Origin of the sequence: Rhizobium sp. BK379 (assembly GCF_014193955.1) — a bacterium.
In the GTDB taxonomy this organism is placed as follows: Bacteria; Pseudomonadota; Alphaproteobacteria; order Rhizobiales; family Rhizobiaceae; genus Rhizobium.
This window is the reverse complement of sequence record NZ_JACIAD010000007.1, coordinates 321,663-339,619: the sequence shown is the minus strand read 5'-3', so window position 1 is coordinate 339,619 and position 17,957 is coordinate 321,663. Positions and strand designations below refer to the sequence as shown.

Here is a 17,957-nt window from a genome sequence, read left to right as displayed (position 1 = left end):
CCAAGGTGTATCGTCCGCCGGCGCATATCCTATGCTATCGATTGGCGTCTCATTGAGCAGGCTCGCATCATGCCGGCCGGCTGTAGCCTGTTTTGATCTGGCGGCTGGCATGTTTGGTAACTGAGAGCCGACAAAGGGTAAAGCAGAGGGATACGGGCGCATTCAAGGGTCGGAATCTCTCAGATGCCAGAGAGGTAATTCGATGCAAAACGCTCAGGTGAAAACGGACAAGAGCGCCGAGCCGGTCGTTTACGTCATCGACGATGACGCGGAGATGCGCAGTGCCCTCGTGGATCTTTTCACGGTCACGAACAAGCGCACATCAGCTTTCCCAAACGGTCTGGAATTTCTCAAAGGGGCCGATGTCAATGCGCCTGGCTGCATCGTCGTCGACATGCGAATGCCAGGGGGCTCGGGGCTTGATCTTCAAAGCCAGCTTCTGGCGCTCGGCAGTAAACTGCCGCTCATATTCCTCACGGCCCACGCTGATGTTCCGACCAGTGTAAGGGCAATGAAGGCGGGCGCGACCGACTTCATCACGAAACCCTTCATCAACCAGGTTCTTCTCGACGCCGTGGATCACGCCATCAGGATAGATGACGAACGCCGCAAGTCGAATGAGGAATTGAAACGCGTCCAGGCGCTTGCCGACAGCCTGACACCCAGGGAGCAGGAGGTCATGCATGCGGTGGCGAGCGGTTTGATGAACAAGCAGGTCGCCTACCAGCTTGGTATCAGCGAAATGACGGTCAAGCTTCACCGCATGAGCCTCATGCGCAAGATGCAGTGCCGCTCTCTGGCAGATCTCGTGCGCAAGGTTGAACAGCTTCAGCGGGGTTAATGCCTGAGCCGTTCCGCGCCCGAAGCAATCGAACTCCGGAAAGACCGGCTTGCCTCGATCTTTTCTCGCGGCGGCCGAATGGCCGCAGCCCGTCTGGCCGGGTATTCCCGGCTGAATTTCTGGTCGGGTACATGGGTCGCGGTCCGATCCCCAACGTATGTTTGGGTATGCGTCCAACCACAATCGCTTAGGCTTAGATCCTGGCTGCCGTCTCTTCCACAGGAATCCGGGACCGAACCGATGACGCAACCCATTCATTCTACAGAGAGATCGTTAGAGCCTCTCACCATGCTCGCGGGGTTGTGGCTGCTGGCGCAGCGCCCGGTCCGGACAAAGTCGGTCTGACCTGACTACCGCCCGCCTCGCTTGCGCGGCGGGAGGTTCATTCAACTCTTTGGTACAGCAAAAAGGAGCAGATTATGAAAATCGTCGTTATCGGCGGAACCGGCTTGATCGGTTCGAAGCTCGTCAAGCGCCTCCAGGCCAAGGGCCACGAGACTATTGCCGCCTCTCCCGCATCCGGCGTCAATACGATTACCGGCGAGGGGCTTGCCGACGTTCTCAAGGGAGCACAGGTCGTGGTCGACCTCTCCAACTCCCCGTCCTTCGAAGACAAGGCCGTGATGGAATTCTTCCAGACCGCGGGTCGCAACATTGCGTCCGCCGAAGCGGCTGCAGGCGTCAAGCATCATGTTGCACTGTCCGTCGTCGGCACGGAACGCCTTCCGGAGAGCGGATACATGCGCGCCAAGCTTGCCCAGGAGAAGATCATCAAGGAATCCGGGATTCCCTATTCCCTGGTTCACTCGACGCAGTTTTTCGAATTCATGTTCGGCATCGCTCAATCCGGCGTGCAGGGCGACAAGGTTCACCTTTCACCGGCGATGATGCAGCCGATCTTCTCGGACGATGTTGCCGACGCGCTCGTCGATGTCGTTCTCGGTAATCCGTTGAACGCCACCGTCGAAATCGCCGGTCCGGAACCGATCAAGATTGCGGATGCCGTCACCCGCTATATGCGGCAGATCGGCGACAAGCGCGAAGTGGTTGCCGATGATCAGACCCGTTATTTCGGTGCTCTGCTGAAGGAAGGCTCCCTTATGCCCGGCAATCAGGTAAGGATCGGCAAGACGCGGTACTCCGAATGGGTCAAGACGGCTACCCCGCCTCCGGGTCACTGACCGGGCATCAAAATCTGCGTTGAAATAATCAAAGCCCCGGAAGGGGCTTTGATCGTTTTGGGTGGTGCGTTGCCGATCGACAGTTCCCGAAGCTCATCGCAATGCTATTCGAAAAAAGGGGGCGCCTCAGCAGCGCCCCAAATCATCAGGCCTTAAAGAAGCTGAGCAGATCGGCATTGACGATGTCGGCATGCGTGGTGGCCATGCCATGGGGCAGGCCCTTGTAAATCTTCAGGGTCGCGTTCTTCAGCAATTTTGCGGAAAGCGGTGCGGAATCGGCGACAGGGACGATCTGGTCATCGTCGCCGTGCATGACGAGAACGGGCACTTCGATCGATTTCAGATCTTCGGTAAAGTCCGTTTCCGAGAACGCCTTGATGCCGTCGTAATGGGCCTTTGCTCCACCGGCCATGCCCTGCCGCCACCAATTCTGGACGATTGGCTGCGAGACTTGAGCACCTGGGCGATTGAAGCCGTAGAACGGGCCGCTGGCCAGGTCGATATAGAACTGCGACCTGTTGGCTGCCAGTGCTGTGCGAAGGCCGTCAAAGACCTCAATCGGCAGGCCGCCCGGATTGGCCGCCGTCTTGACCATAATCGGCGGGACGGCCCCGATGAGAACGAGCTTGGCGACGCGCCCCTTTCCGTGACGTGCGACATAGTGGGTTGCTTCGCCGCCGCCCGTCGAATGGCCGACGTGGATTGCGTTGCGGAGGTCGAGATGCTGGACAACGGCCGCAGCGTCGGCGGCATAATGGTCCATGTCGTGACCGTCGCTGACCTGGGTCGAGCGGCCGTGTCCGCGGCGGTCATGCGCAATGACGCGATAACCCTTGCCGAGGAAGAAAAGCATCTGGTTGTCCCAGTCATCAGCGCTCAGCGGCCAGCCGTGGTGGAAGACGATCGGCTGAGCGTCCTTCGGACCCCAGTCCTTATAGAAGATCTGGACGCCGTCTTTGGTCGTGACGTATTCGGTGCTCATGGTGTGTTCTTCCTTTGCGTTCTTTGGCTCATCAGCCATTGCGGATGCAGAAAATCTCAAGGTTGCGGCAGCGACTGCAAATGTAATCGCCCCCGCCATCGTATCTCGGCGCGTTGGCCGAAAGTGTTGCGGATCCATATAGTTCTCCTTGTTTCGAGATGCTTGGTAGGTGCCGCGAACGGGTTGCTTTGGGAGGAGTAGTGTCGCCGAACCAAGCTTGGAGAAGCTATATTTTATGGGGATTGTGAGAAGCTATACTTCCGTTTCATCAATGGCCATTCGGACGCCCAAATGTCAGCCTTGGGCACCAAGGGATCTGAAGAGCGGCGATTCAGGAACACCGTAAACCCGCAGATTTTCGGGTGAAACCCAAACGGACGTTTGATCGTCCGACAGGCGCGCTTCGACTATGAGCGGGGAGGGGCGCCATTGAAGACAACTCATCGCAAGTCATTGTCATATTCGGCTGGGCTGTGCTCCGTTCCCGTGCCGGACGGAGAAGCCCATGCAGCATGTTCTCGTTGCCGATAGCGATCACTCTGCGCGCAGTCTCATCCGTGATTTTCTCATGCAACAGTCGTTTCGCGTTACTGCCGTCAGCGCTGGCGATGAATTGCAAAATGCGCTTTCCAGGGACGTGATCGATGCGTTCGTCGTCGATCTTAACCTTAAGGGAGAGGACGCCCTTGAGATCGTGCAGCAATTGGCAACACTCTCGGCGGCGCCTGTCATCATCACCAGTGCCGATCGCACCGAGGAGGCCGACAAGGTCTTGGGATTTGAGCTTGGCGCAAGCGATTACATCACCAAGCCATTCGGCCTGCGAGAGTTCCTGGCACGGCTGAAGGCGGCCATGAGGGTGAGGTCCGCGCCCGATGCCGGGCAGGAGCGCCGTACTTACATGTTTGGCGACTGGATGCTCTCCATGCGTCAGCGAATACTGACGCGGCCGGGCGTTGGCGAGACGCAACTGACCGCCGCCGAATTCAATCTTTTGGTCGCGTTCCTGAACGCACCGAAACAAGTCCTGTCCCGTGAGCGGCTGCTTGCGGCAAGTCGCGTCCATTCGGAAGAGGTCTTCGATCGAAGTATCGACGCGCTGGTTCTGCGCCTGCGACGCAAACTGGAAACGGAGCCGTCAAAACCAAGCCTGATCAAGACGGCGCGTGGAGCCGGCTATATTCTGGATTGCAATGTGATGGTGGACGAGGGGCTGCGGCTCAAACGATAGACCCTGATCTTTACCGACGGGCGTCATCCTCCGACCGGGGGAAGGCAAAGAGCGTGAACCTCGACCGGTTCTTCGAAACCTCTGAGGTTGTAGAAACCCAGGCATTCCGTCTGGTCCGAACATCCTGCCATCCGAACGAAATCGGCCGACATCAGGGCCGGGCGCTGCAGTTCTTTCGTCAAGGCTTCAAGGCGGGAGGCGATATTCACGGCGGGGCCGATCACGGTGAAATCCAACCTCTTTTTCGAGCCGATATTGCCGTACATCACCTCTCCGAGATGAATGCCCGTGCCGTAGCGGACTTCGTATCCGAATGCCGCTCCCTGGAAGCGTTTGATCGCCTCTTGCGCCTCGATGACAGCCTGAAGGAGACCGGTGCAGGCATCGGTCTTCTCCAGGGGAAAGACGGCCAGCAATCCATCCCCCATGAACTTGAGGATTTCTCCGCCGTGTCTTTCGATCGGATCGGCGATGGCATCGAAATACTGATTCAGAATGGAAATAACCTCATCGCGTGGCCGGCGATTGGAGAGCTTGGTGAAGTTTCTGAGATCGCAGATCATGATGGCGGCATTCACCGACGTCCCGCTACCGCGCGTCGTCGCTCCATCCAGGATCTGTTCCCCGGCATGCGGGCCGACATAGGTCTGCAGAAGTGTCAGCGCCAGTTGGTTCTTGAGGCGAATTTCGCTGACCAGTGAAAACAGCGGAAGGATCTCGCGGAAGAGTGCCATTTCCTCATCGGTAAATCCGCCCGGTTCGCTCGTCGAAAACGTCGCAAGGTGTCGTTTGCCCTGGGTATGGTCGATCGGCCAGGCGATGTAATCGGTGTGGCCCTCCTGCTTCAGCTCTTCGAAGACGGAAAATTGATGCGGCCCGTGGATCTGGAGCCGCTGGCGGATCTCGACGCCGCTTCTGATAACGGCGCGAAACGGGCTTCTGAGAAAAGCGTCGGTCGCCTCGACATCGTAACCGATCGTCGTGATATCCGCTTGCCTGTGATCCTTGACCCAGACGACTCTCGTTCCGAGCCACTGGGGATGATGAACGCGAAGATGGAGGCTGGCGCGGCTGAGAGCAACGCCGCAGGAAACAAGACGGTCGCAGAGTTGCAGAAATATGGGCTCAACCTGCAACTCGTCTCGAACGCCTGAAATCAGCCAGTTCGCGAGGGAATGACGGTTGGCACTGTCGAGATTATGCATTTTTCGTCTCGTTAACCGCGGACTCTATGTTTGGCCAGAAGCACGGCGCTTCGATCCGGCATCGTGCTCAACGCGTTGGCTCTTTTTGCGGTGCAAGCGGCCAGCATATCAGGTTTGGTGTCAAGCCCACTCTTGTTTTAATGGTCAGGTGGGCTGAGGGGCGAATATGCTATGCGCCGAGGACTTATTGCCAAAGGCCCGATGATGCTTCGCCTTTATGACAGTGGATTTTACGAAAGCGCGTTGAAGGTCCGTATTCTGCTAAACGGCTGGAATGACCGCCCGAACTCAGAGGCGTCGATGTTGAGGCGGGTTCCAAGATGCCTTTAGCCGCCTTTCTGAGAACCCGCCGTCGGCCATAGACCGGCAGGAGCGAGTTCAAGCTATCTCTCCCGATCAGCCTGTCTCTGCCCCAAGCGACGGCTGTATTCCTTGTATATTTTGCCGATGAGAAAACCGGATGCCGCAGGAAATCGCTTCGTTCGTCGTCTTGCTGAATGTCCTGGGCATAGCAGGCATCGTCGTATGGCATCTGCAGGGACGGTCCCGGCCATACGCGCGCCTGATCGTGCAGATCGCCTTCTTTACCTCGATGACGATTGTTCTTCTGCTGGGAGGGATTGTCCCGTTTCGCTTTGACCCACCGCATCTGGAAAGCATGAGTGCGCTCTTTGTCTCTGCGAAGATATTCTGGTGGGTGCATCTCTCATGGGCCGTCATCGGCTTTCTGCGCATCTACATCGTACTGGATGGGAGGCCACGGGAGGCGAGGCTCATTCAGGACCTTTTGATCGCGGTCGTTTATCTCGGTGTCGCCTTGTCGGTCATGGCTTTCGTCTTTGGCGTTCCGATCGGGACGTTGCTGGCGACATCAGGCGTCATTGCCGTCATCCTTGGTCTTGCCTTGCAGAATACGCTGGGGGACGTGTTCTCCGGGATCGCGCTGACCCTGGGGCGCCCCTATGTCATCGGCGATTGGATCTTGCTCAGCGACGGCACGGAAGGACGGATCGTTGCCAGCAACTGGCGCTCGACGCATCTGCTGACAGCCGCTCACAATATCGTCGTCTTGCCGAACAGCGTGCTTGCCAAGCTTGGGCTGACCAATATCAGCAGGCCAGATGAAAATCATCAGATTACGCTGTCGATCCGGATTGTGCCGACACGCATGCCGCACGTCATCCGCGGCGTCATGCAAACGGTGCTGGATAGCTGCAACTCCATCATCAAGGATCCGCCGCCGGCCGTTTCACTTGTCGGCATCGACGCCAGTGCGGTTGATGTGGAACTGTATTTTCAAGTCACCAGTCCACTGAAGCGAGGTGTCGCCCGCAGTGAGGTCATCGACCTCGTATACCGACACTGCAAGTCCAGCGGACTTCAGCTTGCGATGCCGCTCAGCAAGGTCATCACGGCGACTGAGGTCATTGCACAGAATGCATCGGCCTCCAGCACGGGCCCGGCGCAAAGCCTCATCGAAGCGATCCCCATTTTCTCGGTGCTTACAGAGGAGGAGACAACAGCGCTCGCGGCATCCGCGACCAGGCGCATTTTTTCCCCCGGTGATGAGATCGCAAAAGAAGGCGATTCTCTTGCCAGCCTGATGATCATCCGGGCCGGGATCGTTTCGATGAGAAGAGACGGCGAGGAGGCGGCGCGGCTGGCGCCCGGCGATTTTTTTGGCGAAGGTGGCTTCCTTGCCGGAATTGGCGAGAGCCATGCGCTTCAGGCGGTAACACGGGTGACCGTTTATGAAATCAGCAAGGAAGCTTTTGCACCACTTCTGGGCGGTCGCCCCGAGCTCGCGGAGGATCTTGCAGCAAATCTCGCCTATCGGGAAGCGTTGAGCGGGAACATGGGCAATCATGCCATGCAGCATGATCGCCGGCGGTCCTACCTGCTGCAAGCCATTCGATCGGTATTCCGCAATCATGCACATGGGTGACCATCGCGCCGTGGGTAATTTGCTAGGTGAGGCAGCGGGATTAGTAGCGTTTGTCCGAACCGTCGAAACCGGATCCTTCAGTGCGGCGGCGCGCAGCCTGCGGACAACGCCGTCGGGCGTATCGAAAAGCGTTTCCCGGCTGGAAAGCCTGCTCGGGCTCAAGCTCTTTCGTCGCTCGACACGTCTCCTTACACTGACACCGGATGGAGAAACCTTCTTCGGAAACATTGCGCCACTTCTCCGGCAGATCGAAGAATCTTCGGATGTCTTTCAAGCGGATCGCGGCGCGACCGGTCATTTGCGTGTGAGCCTGCCAAGCGAGCTTGCGAGGCTTCTCATGCCGCCCATCTTCACACGCTTCCTGCCGCAGCATCCCGGCATAACGCTCGATCTCGGGACGACGGATCGGCACGTGGACCTGATCCGCGAAAACTATGACATCGCATTTCGCGTCGGCAAGGTCACGGGAAGCGACTTGATGATGCGCACGCTGGTGCATCTGGAGATGGTATTGGTCGCATCGCCTGCGTTCATCGAGACATGGCGACCGGTGAGCTCGGTGGAAAGGTTGCGTGAAATACCCTTCGCGCGCTACGCGATCGACGGCCGTACATATCCCGTTCGCTTTGGCGATGGCTCGACGATGATGCCCACAGGAGAGGTGGACCTCGACACAGCGACAGCGATCCGGATCGCGGCCTTGAGCGGTGTGGGCGTCGCTTATCTGATGAAATGCATCGTTCAGGAGGAGCTGGATAGAGGGGAATTGATCCAGCTTCTGCCCGAGCTCGAACTGGAGATGATGCCGTTCCAGGCCGTCCACGCTTTTGGCAGGATGCCGACTTACCGCCTGCAGCTCTTTTCGGATTTCATCGAGACAGAAATGCGTAAGCACGCACCCCGATAAGCACGGTCGTGCGACCAATGCAGATCCCGCAGCCACGCCCGAAATCTCAGACAGGGTTGCGTTGCCAACAAGGTCGTTGGATCTATCCCCAACCGATGGTTAGCTACCGTTTTTCCTCGCGCTTGGTACTCATTCCGTGACCGCCTGCCTCGGCGGTCTGTTCCCCAAATGAACGATTTTGAAGGACGAGGATGACATGACGCAAAGACTGAATTACGCCCAGCTTTCACCAGAGCTCGTCAAAAAGCTCTCCGCCTTCAGCATGGAATTGAAGGAGAGCTCCATCGAGCAGACGACCAGGGATCTGGTCGAAATCCGCGCGTCCCAGATCAATGGCTGCAGCTTCTGCGTGGACATGCATTCCAAGGAAGCAAAGATCCATGGCGAACGTGAACTCCGTCTCTATCACGTCGCCGCCTGGCGTGAATCGACGCTGTTCAGCCCGCGCGAGCGCGCCGCCCTTGCGTGGACGGAAGCGGTCACCAAGCTTTCCGACACCGGTGTGCCGGACGAGCTTTATGAGAAGGTCCGCGGCCAGCTTTCCGAGAAGGAAGTATCCGACCTGACCTTCCAGATCATGGCCATCAACGCATGGAACCGGATCAGCATTGCGGTCAAGGCCGTTCCGGGCACCGCGGACAAGCTTTACGGCCTGGACAAGGCCGGTCTGCAATAAAAACGATGACCGATATTGCGGCCGCATGGGAATGCGGCTGCAGCGAGCGGCTTCCTTTGGTCACAAAGAGCCGACAATTTTTGCAGCGTAGTGCGTTGCGTGGAGGCCATGCCGGTGCTGCCTAAAGCTGGTTATTCATGTCGCTGTCGTGCGATACTCGAACCGGGTCACACGGAAGCTTTTTTCCAGCGATGCAGCAACTTGATCCGCGCTTGGAACACCTCGGACAGACTTCCACCTGATCTCGTAGATCAGTTGGCGATGCCCGCCCTCGATATCCCTCAGCCCCGTGAAGATCGCCTCGGAAAGTTCAGGAGTTGCCGCCTTCACATCGGGAAATCCTGAAACGTTTTCCAGTCTGATCGATACGGTGCCCTTCTGGTCGCCTGATATCCATCGGTCGACATGCTTCAGCGGCGAAAGGATGAGGACGGCAAGGATGGTGACAACGGAGCCCACGGCAATCTGACCGCCGCCGAAACACAGGCCAATTGCCGTTATAAGCCACAGGGTCGCCGCGGTGGTGACACCGGTTGCGATGTCGCCGCGTCGAAGGATTGCGCCTCCGCCGATGAAGCCCACGCCGGTGAGGACGCCGAGTGGGAAGCGCAGGATATCCATCGATCCGTTTGCGCTTTGGCTCGTTGCCAGGAGGATATTTGCCTGGATCATCGAAAGGCAAGCTGCGAGACCAACGAGAATGGTGGTGCGCAATCCGGCGGCATGTCCGCCTCGCTCCCTGTCGAGACCGATAAATGCGCCAGCGACGATCGTTGCTGTCAGACGAAGTGCGATATCCGTCCAGTTCGGCGTTATGGGCATCAGGTCGATGAGATCCAATTCAGCCGCTCCCGTGCTCTATTTCCGAAGGTTTCAAGCGTGGGAAGCTAGAGCGCGGCCGGGGGCGGGCCAGTGGAGCAGCGGAAATCAGCCTTTGACACGGGCTCGTGCCGGATCGACATGCTGATGCAGGCTCGCGGCCGAGTGACGAATGACCTCTGAAATCTGCAGCAGTTGTTTGACCAGGGGCGTCGAATTGCGCCAGATGATGCCGATCGTTCTCAACGGCTGAGGCGTGCGAAATCGGGAAATGGAGACATCCGCCGAGCGTGTCTCCACGGGCACCGCCATTTCAGGGATCAGGGTGACGCCGATGCCGGCGCTGACCATCTGTACGAGCGTCGAGAGCGAACTGCCCTCCATGATCTCCCGAGGGCGAGTCGATTCGATGCCGCAAAAGGACAAGGCCTGATCCCGGAAGCAATGTCCTTCTTCCAGGAGAAGCAGGCGCATTTCGCGCAGCGCCTCGGGTTCCGGCACCGGCTTGCCCTCGTCTTCGCGGTGGCGAACCAACACGAACTCTTCCTCGAATAGTTTGATCTCGGTAAGCGACGGCTGGGACACCGGCAATGCGACGACTGCCAGATCCAGCTCGCCCTGAGCCACTTCGTGAACCAGTCTGGTCGTCAAGGTTTCGCGCACCTGTATTTCGATATTGTCGAAGGTCCTGTTCAGATCGCTGATGATCGCCGGCAGCAAATAGGGGGCGATGGTCGGGATGATGCCGATTCTCAGCCGCGTCAGCAGTCTGTCCTGCGAGGCGCGGGCAAGATCTCCGAGCTCGTCGACAGCTCTCAGAATGTCGCGCACACGCATCGCAAAGAGCTGTCCGAAGGCGGTCAGCCTGACTTCACGCGCGCCGCGCTCGAAGAGATCTCCGCCGAGTTCTTCCTCCAGCTCCTTGATCTGCATGGACAAAGCGGGTTGCGAAATGGCGCAGGCGTCGGCCGCATGCCGGAAGCGGCCATGGCGTGCCAGCGCTTCAAAATAACGAAGCTGTTTGAGCGTCAGGTTGGTCATAAGATGAACTTATCGCAGCTATCAGTAAATCCAACTTAAAATTATCACACGCTTCCGATAAAAGGGAGGGGAGGGAGGATGCATGCTAGCCCGCTCGATCAGCAGCAAGGCGTCAAGCATGCAATCAGGCCCAATAGTTTAACGGACAGGCTGTCCCTGGATGGCTGCCTGGAGCAACAGGAGAAAACTATGGACCAGAAACCTGACAGCGCGGGCAAATGTCCCGTCGATCATTCGGGAGCAAGCGCCAGACGCAATCGCGACTGGTGGCCGAGCCAGCTCGACCTGCAGATGCTTCACCATCACTCCGGTCTTTCGGATCCGATGGGCAAGGATTTTAACTATGCCGAAGAGTTCAAGAAGCTCGATCTCGATGCGGTGAAGAAGGATCTTCACGCGCTGATGACCGACTCACAGGACTGGTGGCCGGCAGACTTCGGCCACTACGGCGGTCTCTTCATCCGCATGGCCTGGCACAGCGCCGGCACCTATCGCATCACCGACGGTCGCGGTGGCGCCGGTCAGGGTCAGCAGCGCTTTGCGCCGCTCAACTCCTGGCCTGATAACGTCAATCTCGACAAGGCCCGCCGCCTGCTCTGGCCTATCAAGCAGAAATACGGCAACAGCATTTCCTGGGCCGACCTCTTGATCCTCACCGGCAACGTAGCGCTCGAATCCATGGGCTTCAAGACCTTTGGTTTTGCTGGCGGCCGTGCCGACGTCTGGGAGCCGGAAGAGCTTTACTGGGGTCCGGAAGGCACCTGGCTTGGCGACGAGCGCTACAGCGGCGAACGCGAGCTGGCAGAACCACTCGGCGCCGTGCAGATGGGCCTGATCTATGTCAATCCGGAAGGCCCGAACGGCACTCCTGATCCGCTTGCATCGGCTCGCGACATCCGCGAGACCTTCGCCCGCATGGCGATGAATGACGAAGAGACCGTGGCACTGATCGCCGGCGGCCATACCTTCGGCAAGACCCACGGCGCGGGCGACCCATCGTTTGTCGGCGTCGATCCTGAAGGTGGCGAACTCGAGGCGCAGGGCCTCGGCTGGGCGAGCAAGTTCAACAGCGGTGTCGGCCGCGATGCCATCGGCAGCGGGCTGGAAGTCACCTGGACGACGACCCCCACCAGATGGAGCAATAATTTCTTCTGGAACCTGTTCGGTTATGAATGGGAATTGGAAAAAAGCCCGGGCGGCGCCCATCAGTGGGTCGCAAAGGGCGCCGGCGCCACCATTCCGGATGCCTTCGATTCTTCGAAGAAGCACCTGCCGCGAATGCTCACCTCCGACCTCGCGCTACGCGTCGACCCGATCTACGAGGCGATCTCGCGCCGCTTCCTCGAAAACCCGGATCAGTTCGCAGACGCCTTTGCCCGCGCCTGGTTCAAGCTTACCCACCGCGATATGGGCCCGAAGGTTCGTTATCTCGGCAAGGAAGTTCCCGCAGAAAACCTGATCTGGCAGGACGTCATCCCGGCCGTCGATCACGCGCTCATCGACGACAAGGACATTGCTGAACTCAAGGCCAAGGTCGTTGCGTCCGGCCTCTCCGTTCAGGAACTCGTCTCGACCGCATGGGCATCCGCTTCGAGCTTCCGCGGTTCCGACAAGCGTGGCGGCGCCAATGGCGCGCGCATCCGTCTTGCCCCGCAGAAGGACTGGGAAGTCAACGAGCCGGCACAGCTCGCCAAGGTTCTCGGCACCCTCGAAGGCATCCAGAAGGACTTCAATGCAGCCCAGACCGGCGGCAAGAAGGTCTCTCTCGCCGACCTGATCGTGCTTGCCGGTGCGGCCGGTGTCGAAAAGGCTGCCAAGGCAGGTGGCCAGGACATCGTCGTGCCGTTTACGCCGGGTCGCATGGATGCATCGCAGGAGCAGACCGATGCCGCTTCCTTCGCGGCTCTCGAACCGCGCGCCGACGGTTTCCGCAATTATGTGAACAGCAAGCGTCTGCAGTTCATGAAGCCGGAAGAAGCCCTTGTCGACCGTGCCCAGCTGCTGACGCTGACCGCGCCTGAAATGACGGCTCTCGTCGGCGGCCTGCGTGTGCTGACGGCCGGCAAGCCGGAACATGGTGTCTTCACCGCGCATCCGGAAGCGCTGACGAACGACTTCTTCGTCAACCTGCTCGACATGGGCACCGTCTGGGCACCGCTCGCCGGCAAGGACGGCGTTTATGAAGGCCGCGACCGCAAGACCAACGTGGTCAAGTGGACCGGTACGCGCATCGACCTGATCTTCGGCTCGCATTCGCAGCTGCGCGCGCTCGCTGAAGTCTATGGCCAGTCCGATGCCAAGGCGAAGTTCGTCAAGGACTTCGTTGCCGCATGGAACAAGGTCATGAACGCTGATCGCTTCGATCTCGTCTGATCATGAATCTACCCCGGACGCGGCGGTCGCCGCGTCCGGGGTAATGTGTGGGCAGTCTTCGCCCGCCATGCGCTGCATTCTTAGCAGGTTTCCTTTCGACATTTCCTTGCCTTGACGGACCGCGCTGTGATTCGCAGCCGCGTGCTATCGGATCATGCTGTACGAACCAAACCCGTCATTGAAGCGTTCCTGCAAGACAACTTGTTTCGCTGGAAGGAAAGACGATGGGTGAGAAGCTCAGGAAGGGCGACAAGGTATCCTGGAATACGAGCCAGGGCGAAACGGTCGGCAGCGTGGTCAAGAAGCAGACGGCGCCAACGAAAATCAAAGGGCACCAGGTAAAGGCCTCGAAGACGGATCCGCAATATATTGTCGAGAGCGAAAAGTCCGGCAAAAGAGCGGCTCACAAACCCGACCAGTTACGAAGACAGTGATCGAACCTGCCATTCTGCTTTGGGCACGGTGCGTTTGCGGTCGCGAAGTCTAAACCAATGAAAAAGGCCCGAGCGGAAACGCTACGGGCCTATTAATTTTTTCTGAACTCGATCTGTGAAATAATAGGCTTCTCACTTTTTTGTAACATTGAGATTTTCGGGAACGGTAAGTCTCTGTAAATAAAGTGGAAGTTATGCGCATCAGCACCATCACCAACTGGGCCTATGGCATTACCGTGATCCTCACGGCGCTTTCGGCTGCCGCCTTTATCATGTCGTCGCGTAGTGCAGAGGATGAGCGGCGTGCGGTTGAGGAGCATCTTGTTCTCGATACGCTGACCGAACAGCTCGAGGTGGGTGCCGAACTCTCCAGCGATGAGGCTAGGCTCTATGTCATGCGCGGCGAACAGCGCCACCTCGATGCCTTCAAGGCGGACGCGGAAACCGAACGGCGGCGCGAGACGGCGGCCGAGCAGATCGCGGCGAGAGACATATCCGCCGTGGAGCGGAATATTATCGAGGGCATGAACAAGCAGGCTGAGGCACTTGACGCCGTGGAAGCCGCCGCGATCGATTCTTTCCAGAAGGGTGACAGACAGGCAGCGCAGCAAACGCTTTTCGGTTCCGAGCATGAGCGGTTGCAGACGGCACTGATGGAGTCGGCCGGGCATCTGCGCGACGTCACGGCGACACGCACGGGAGCGGCGCTCGATGACGCGCGCCGGCGCAGCGACCAATGGAACCTTGTCGCCAAGATCATGCTGGCGATGACAGGCCTGCTTTTTCTTGCCGTGCTCTACTTTATCCTTCGCCGTCGCGTGGCTATGCCTCTGGTGCGCATGACCGGCATCGTCAGCCGACTTGCCAAGCAGGATTATGCGGTCGAGGTCCCTGACGATCATCGCCGTGATGAGATCGGCGAAATGAACGAAGCGATCCAGATCTTTCGTGAAAACGGGCTTGAGCGTGAGCGTCTGGACGCGGAGCGACGCGCTGACCAGCATACCAAGGATCTCATCCTGCAGATGATGCACCGCCTTCAGGCCTGTGAAAATCAATATGAACTGGCCGATGTCGTCGCGCGCTTCGCGCCGCAGATCTTTCCGGGTATTGCCGGAAGTCTTTATATCCTCGACGAGGACAAATCCGTTCTTGCGCAAACCGGCACATGGCTGGAGCCTGTGAATGCGCAGGCGGCTTTTCCCGCCAGTGCGTGCTGGGGCCTGCGGCGCGGCCGCCCGCACATGAGCGGCACCGGCGATGGAGATGTGCCCTGCCAGCATGTGGAAGGAAGCGGTGTTGCCTCCTCCTGTTTCCCGTTGACGGCGCAGGGTGACATGATTGGTCTTCTCTATCTGGAGGAGCGCCACGGGCAAATACCGGCGCTGGACAGTGTTCGCCTCTATCTGGAACTGATCGCCGAAAATGTGGGCTTGGCGGTCGCCAACCTGCAGTTTCGTGAAAAGCTGACCGATCTCGCCATCCGCGACCCGCTAACGGCGCTTTTCAACCGCCGTTTCCTGGACGAAACGTTGCACCGACATGGGCGCGACAAGGGCCAGGAGCCGCTCGCATGCCTGATGATCGACATCGATCACTTCAAGCGTTTCAACGACCAGTTCGGCCACGATGCGGGCGACATGGTCATGCAGTATGTCGGGCAGGTTCTGCGCAGCGCTGTGGCCGATATCGGCAACGCATTCCGCTTCGGTGGCGAGGAATTCACAATTCTGCTGCCGGACTGTAGCGAGGAGGATGGTTTCGAATTAGCTGAAAAGCTGCGCGCGCAGATCGGTGGAGCGGCACTTTCACATTCAGGTCAGATCATCGGTGCGGTGTCGGTATCCATCGGAGTGGCGGCATCACCTGCAGAAGGCGTGGTCGATACGCTGGTCAGCCGCGCCGACGCGGCCCTTCTCGACGCCAAGGCCAAGGGCCGCAACAAAACTGTTCTTGCAAGCAGTTTGCGCAGGCCAACGCAGGAAACGTTGCGCGCCTGATATCAACAAAGAAGCGAGAGGCGATCAGCCGCCGACGACGCCGTGTGGCGCCAATTCGACGATCTCGCGGGCTGCGCCGTAATCGCGCTCATGGGCCGAGCGGTAGCGGTGTTCGGTGCGGCCGGTCAGATCACGATAGTAGCGGTCGGTCATGCCGTCGGCATAGGTGCCGGTGTCAGCATCGAAGTCTTCGGTCGACGGCTTCATCGAGAAAAATTTGAACATCTTCACGGTCCTCCACAGCGTGCTATCAACATCCGGACGTATCGTTCGGTTCCTTCTCCACGATCATTATAACGAAAAAATTAACCATGTTTAAACAAACGGCATGTGTTTGAGCCCATGCCGAATGATTGCTTAAGATTTTCATGCCTGGTGAAGGAGCAGCGCCAGCATTTGCTGCAATGAAACGCCGCCGAGCGATTGACCTTCCTGTGATATGACAGTGGCGGACGAGACGTCGGCGCGGGACATTTCGCGCAATGCCCCTTCGATATCCATATCTTCGCAAAGCTGCAGCTGGCTTTCGACCGGAATTTGCTTCGCGACGGCACCGATCTTGATGACCCGGCCCCGATTGACCTCCTTTACGAAGGCGGCGATGTAATCATTGGCGGGGTTGAGGACGATTTCAGCCGCCGAACCCTGCTGGATCACCTCGCCGTCACGCAGGATGGCGATTTTCTCCCCGAGCCGGAGCGCCTCATCGAGATCGTGGGTGATGAAGACGACCGTTTTCTTCAGGTCCTTCTGCAGATCGAGAAGGACGGTCTGCATATCGACGCGGATCAGCGGGTCGAGCGCCGAATAGGCCTCGTCCATCAGGAGAATTTCGGCGTCGTTGGTTAGGGCTCGCGCCAGGCCGACGCGCTGCTGCATGCCGCCGGAGAGCTGGTTCGGATAGTGGCCACCGAAGCCCTCCAGGCCGACGCGCTTGATCCAGGCATTGGCCCGCTCCTCGCGCTCCGCCTTGGCGACACCCTGGATCTCCAGGCCATAGACAGTGTTCTGCAGCACGTTGCGGTGCGGCAGCAGACCGAAACGCTGGAAGACCATGGCCGTCCTACGGCGGCGGAATTCTCGAAGCTGCAAGGCGTCCATGCGACAGACATCTTCGCCGCCATAGAGGACTTCGCCCGAAGTCGGGTCGATCAGTCGGTTGATGTGGCGGATCAGCGTCGATTTGCCGGAGCCGGAAAGCCCCATGATCACGGTGATCTTGCCGCCGGGAATGGTGATGTTGATGTCTTTCAGCCCGAGCACATGACCGTGCTCCCTGTTGAGCTCGGTCTTCGACATGCCCTTGTTGACGGCGTCCACATAATCACGGCCGCGCGGACCGAAGATCTTGAAGAGGCTCCGGATCTCGATCGAATTACTACCCATGCACGATCTCCCGGTGCTTCTGGAGCCGCAGGCCATAGGCCTGGCTGATCCGGTCGAAAATGATGGCAATGCCGACGATTGCGAGACCATTGAAGACGCCGAGGGTGAAGTACTGGTTGGAGATGGCTTTGAGAACCGGCTGGCCAAGCCCTTGAACACCGATCATGGAAGCAATGACGACCATGGCGAGCGCCATCATGATCGTCTGGTTGATGCCGGCCATGATGGTTGGCAGCGCCAGCGGCAGCTGGACGTTGCGAAGTTTCTGCCAGCTCGACGAACCGAAGGCGTCAGCTGCCTCCAGCACATTCTCGTCCACCATGCGGATGCCGAGATTGGTGAGGCGGATCATCGGCGGCAGCGCGTAGATGACAACGGCGATGACGCCAGGTACGCGACCGATGCCGAGAAGCATAACGACGGGAATCAGGTAGACGAAGCTCGGCATGGTCTGCATGACGTCGAGGATCGGATTGACGATTTTCTGCATCGCATTCGAGCGCGCCATCATGATGCCAAGCGGGAGACCGATGACGATCGAAAGCACGGTACAGACGAAGATCATCGACACGGTCTTCATCGTATCCTGCCACATGTCGAAATAACCGATGACAAGAAGCGTTAGAACACAGCCAATGACGACCTTCCAGCTGCGGCTGGCAAACCAGGCAATTGCGGCAAAAGCGATGAGAATGATTGGCCAGGGTGTGCCGGTCAGCAGCCGCTCTGCCCAGATGAGAAAGCTTTGCAGCGGGCTGAACGCAGCCTCGATGCTGTCGCCATAGGCGCGGGTGAAGGCGCGAAATCCTTCGTCGACGCTCTTCTTCAGCTCGCGCAGCATGTCGTCATTCATTGTCGGAAATTTCCAGAGCCAATCCATACCGGTCCCCAAATAGATAGTGGCGGCGGCCGATTGTTGTTTTGGCCGTCGCGCCG

The 17,957-nt window shown here is 58.6% G+C and carries 16 protein-coding genes; 9 read left to right on the top strand and 7 right to left on the bottom strand.

The window, feature by feature from the left end; translation table 11 throughout:
* Positions 1–202 precede the first annotated feature (202 nt).
* Together FHT93_RS27715 and FHT93_RS27710 are read left to right on the top strand one after the other, a co-directional pair.
* Positions 203–841, top strand: a complete 639-nt coding sequence (locus FHT93_RS27715; RefSeq protein ID WP_113014391.1) for a response regulator — start codon at positions 203–205, stop codon at positions 839–841.
* 419 nt (positions 842–1,260) lie between these two features.
* Positions 1,261–2,022, top strand: coding sequence for an SDR family oxidoreductase (locus tag FHT93_RS27710; RefSeq protein WP_112546303.1), 762 nt, complete (start codon positions 1,261–1,263; stop codon positions 2,020–2,022).
* Between the two features lie 145 nt (positions 2,023–2,167).
* Here FHT93_RS27710 and FHT93_RS27705 read toward each other — a convergent pair whose 3' ends face one another.
* Entirely contained in the window at positions 2,168–3,004 is an 837-nt protein-coding gene (locus FHT93_RS27705) for an alpha/beta hydrolase (RefSeq protein ID WP_112546356.1), read from the bottom strand.
* Positions 3,005–3,509: 505 nt separating this feature from the next.
* Here FHT93_RS27705 and FHT93_RS27700 point away from each other — a divergent pair.
* The gene (locus FHT93_RS27700) at positions 3,510–4,235 is read left to right on the top strand and encodes a winged helix-turn-helix domain-containing protein (protein ID WP_183850449.1); all 726 of its coding nucleotides are present in this window, start codon (positions 3,510–3,512) and stop codon (positions 4,233–4,235) included.
* Between the two features lie 23 nt (positions 4,236–4,258).
* Here the strand turns inward: FHT93_RS27700 and FHT93_RS27695 are convergent, their stop codons facing one another.
* Positions 4,259–5,440, bottom strand: a complete 1,182-nt coding sequence (locus FHT93_RS27695; protein ID WP_183850447.1) for an adenylate/guanylate cyclase domain-containing protein — start codon at positions 5,438–5,440, stop codon at positions 4,259–4,261.
* Between the two features lie 460 nt (positions 5,441–5,900).
* On the opposite strand from FHT93_RS27695, the gene FHT93_RS27690 reads away from it, so the two are divergent.
* From FHT93_RS27690 to FHT93_RS27680, 3 genes are all read left to right on the top strand, one after another.
* Entirely contained in the window at positions 5,901–7,385 is a 1,485-nt protein-coding gene (locus FHT93_RS27690) for a cyclic nucleotide-binding domain-containing protein (RefSeq protein WP_183850446.1), read from the top strand.
* 10 nt (positions 7,386–7,395) lie between these two features.
* On the top strand, positions 7,396–8,292 hold the full coding sequence (locus FHT93_RS27685; RefSeq protein ID WP_112546357.1) for a LysR family transcriptional regulator: 897 nt from the start codon (positions 7,396–7,398) through the stop codon (positions 8,290–8,292).
* Between the two features lie 196 nt (positions 8,293–8,488).
* Positions 8,489–8,968 carry a carboxymuconolactone decarboxylase family protein gene (locus tag FHT93_RS27680; protein WP_113014387.1) on the top strand — a complete coding sequence of 160 codons (480 nt, stop codon included), beginning with the start codon at positions 8,489–8,491 and terminating at the stop codon, positions 8,966–8,968.
* 135 nt (positions 8,969–9,103) lie between these two features.
* On the opposite strand, the gene FHT93_RS27675 is transcribed toward FHT93_RS27680, so the two are convergent.
* Complete coding sequence (locus tag FHT93_RS27675) at positions 9,104–9,790, bottom strand: MgtC/SapB family protein (protein WP_183850566.1); 687 nt, start codon at positions 9,788–9,790, stop codon at positions 9,104–9,106.
* Positions 9,791–9,895: 105 nt separating this feature from the next.
* Positions 9,896–10,828, bottom strand: a complete 933-nt coding sequence (locus FHT93_RS27670; protein WP_183850444.1) for a hydrogen peroxide-inducible genes activator — start codon at positions 10,826–10,828, stop codon at positions 9,896–9,898.
* A gap of 189 nt (positions 10,829–11,017) precedes the next feature.
* Between FHT93_RS27670 and katG the strand changes: the two genes are divergently transcribed.
* The 3 genes from katG to FHT93_RS27655 all read left to right on the top strand — a co-directional run bounded on the left by katG (position 11,018) and on the right by FHT93_RS27655 (position 15,635).
* Positions 11,018–13,201, top strand: coding sequence for a catalase/peroxidase HPI (gene katG, locus FHT93_RS27665; protein ID WP_183850442.1), 2,184 nt, complete (start codon positions 11,018–11,020; stop codon positions 13,199–13,201).
* 224 nt (positions 13,202–13,425) lie between these two features.
* Entirely contained in the window at positions 13,426–13,635 is a 210-nt protein-coding gene (locus FHT93_RS27660; RefSeq protein WP_113014385.1) for a DUF2945 domain-containing protein, read from the top strand.
* Positions 13,636–13,829: 194 nt separating this feature from the next.
* A complete protein-coding gene (locus FHT93_RS27655) occupies positions 13,830–15,635 on the top strand; it encodes a diguanylate cyclase (RefSeq protein WP_183850440.1) in 1,806 nt (601 codons plus the stop codon).
* 24 nt (positions 15,636–15,659) lie between these two features.
* Here FHT93_RS27655 and FHT93_RS27650 read toward each other — a convergent pair whose 3' ends face one another.
* The 3 genes from FHT93_RS27650 to FHT93_RS27640 all read right to left on the bottom strand — a co-directional run bounded on the left by FHT93_RS27650 (position 15,660) and on the right by FHT93_RS27640 (position 17,901).
* Positions 15,660–15,860, bottom strand: coding sequence for a hypothetical protein (locus FHT93_RS27650; protein WP_246715548.1), 201 nt, complete (start codon positions 15,858–15,860; stop codon positions 15,660–15,662).
* A 141-nt stretch (positions 15,861–16,001) separates the two neighbouring features.
* Positions 16,002–17,021, bottom strand: coding sequence for a glycine betaine/L-proline ABC transporter ATP-binding protein (locus FHT93_RS27645; protein WP_183850438.1), 1,020 nt, complete (start codon positions 17,019–17,021; stop codon positions 16,002–16,004).
* Positions 17,014–17,901, bottom strand: coding sequence for a proline/glycine betaine ABC transporter permease (locus tag FHT93_RS27640; RefSeq protein ID WP_112969122.1), 888 nt, complete (start codon positions 17,899–17,901; stop codon positions 17,014–17,016). The genes FHT93_RS27645 and FHT93_RS27640 overlap by 8 nt, the downstream gene beginning before the upstream one ends.
* Between the last annotated feature and the right edge of the window lie 56 nt (positions 17,902–17,957).

Excerpts from the sequence above, each read along its gene's own strand:
- FHT93_RS27715 (WP_113014391.1), top strand. The coding sequence starts at position 203 with ATGCAAAACGCTCAGGTGAAAACGGACAAGAGCGCCGAGCCGGTCGTT.
- FHT93_RS27710 (WP_112546303.1), top strand. The coding sequence starts at position 1,261 with ATGAAAATCGTCGTTATCGGCGGAACCGGCTTGATCGGTTCGAAGCTC.
- FHT93_RS27705 (WP_112546356.1), bottom strand. The coding sequence starts at position 3,004 with ATGAGCACCGAATACGTCACGACCAAAGACGGCGTCCAGATCTTCTAT.
- FHT93_RS27700 (WP_183850449.1), top strand. The coding sequence starts at position 3,510 with ATGCAGCATGTTCTCGTTGCCGATAGCGATCACTCTGCGCGCAGTCTC.
- FHT93_RS27695 (WP_183850447.1), bottom strand. The coding sequence starts at position 5,440 with ATGCATAATCTCGACAGTGCCAACCGTCATTCCCTCGCGAACTGGCTG.
- FHT93_RS27690 (WP_183850446.1), top strand. The coding sequence starts at position 5,901 with ATGCCGCAGGAAATCGCTTCGTTCGTCGTCTTGCTGAATGTCCTGGGC.
- FHT93_RS27680 (WP_113014387.1), top strand. The coding sequence starts at position 8,489 with ATGACGCAAAGACTGAATTACGCCCAGCTTTCACCAGAGCTCGTCAAA.
- FHT93_RS27675 (WP_183850566.1), bottom strand. The coding sequence starts at position 9,790 with ATGCCCATAACGCCGAACTGGACGGATATCGCACTTCGTCTGACAGCA.
- FHT93_RS27670 (WP_183850444.1), bottom strand. The coding sequence starts at position 10,828 with ATGACCAACCTGACGCTCAAACAGCTTCGTTATTTTGAAGCGCTGGCA.
- katG (WP_183850442.1), top strand. The coding sequence starts at position 11,018 with ATGGACCAGAAACCTGACAGCGCGGGCAAATGTCCCGTCGATCATTCG.
- FHT93_RS27660 (WP_113014385.1), top strand. The coding sequence starts at position 13,426 with ATGGGTGAGAAGCTCAGGAAGGGCGACAAGGTATCCTGGAATACGAGC.
- FHT93_RS27655 (WP_183850440.1), top strand. The coding sequence starts at position 13,830 with ATGCGCATCAGCACCATCACCAACTGGGCCTATGGCATTACCGTGATC.
- FHT93_RS27650 (WP_246715548.1), bottom strand. The coding sequence starts at position 15,860 with ATGTTCAAATTTTTCTCGATGAAGCCGTCGACCGAAGACTTCGATGCT.
- FHT93_RS27645 (WP_183850438.1), bottom strand. The coding sequence starts at position 17,021 with ATGGGTAGTAATTCGATCGAGATCCGGAGCCTCTTCAAGATCTTCGGT.
- FHT93_RS27640 (WP_112969122.1), bottom strand. The coding sequence starts at position 17,901 with ATGGATTGGCTCTGGAAATTTCCGACAATGAATGACGACATGCTGCGC.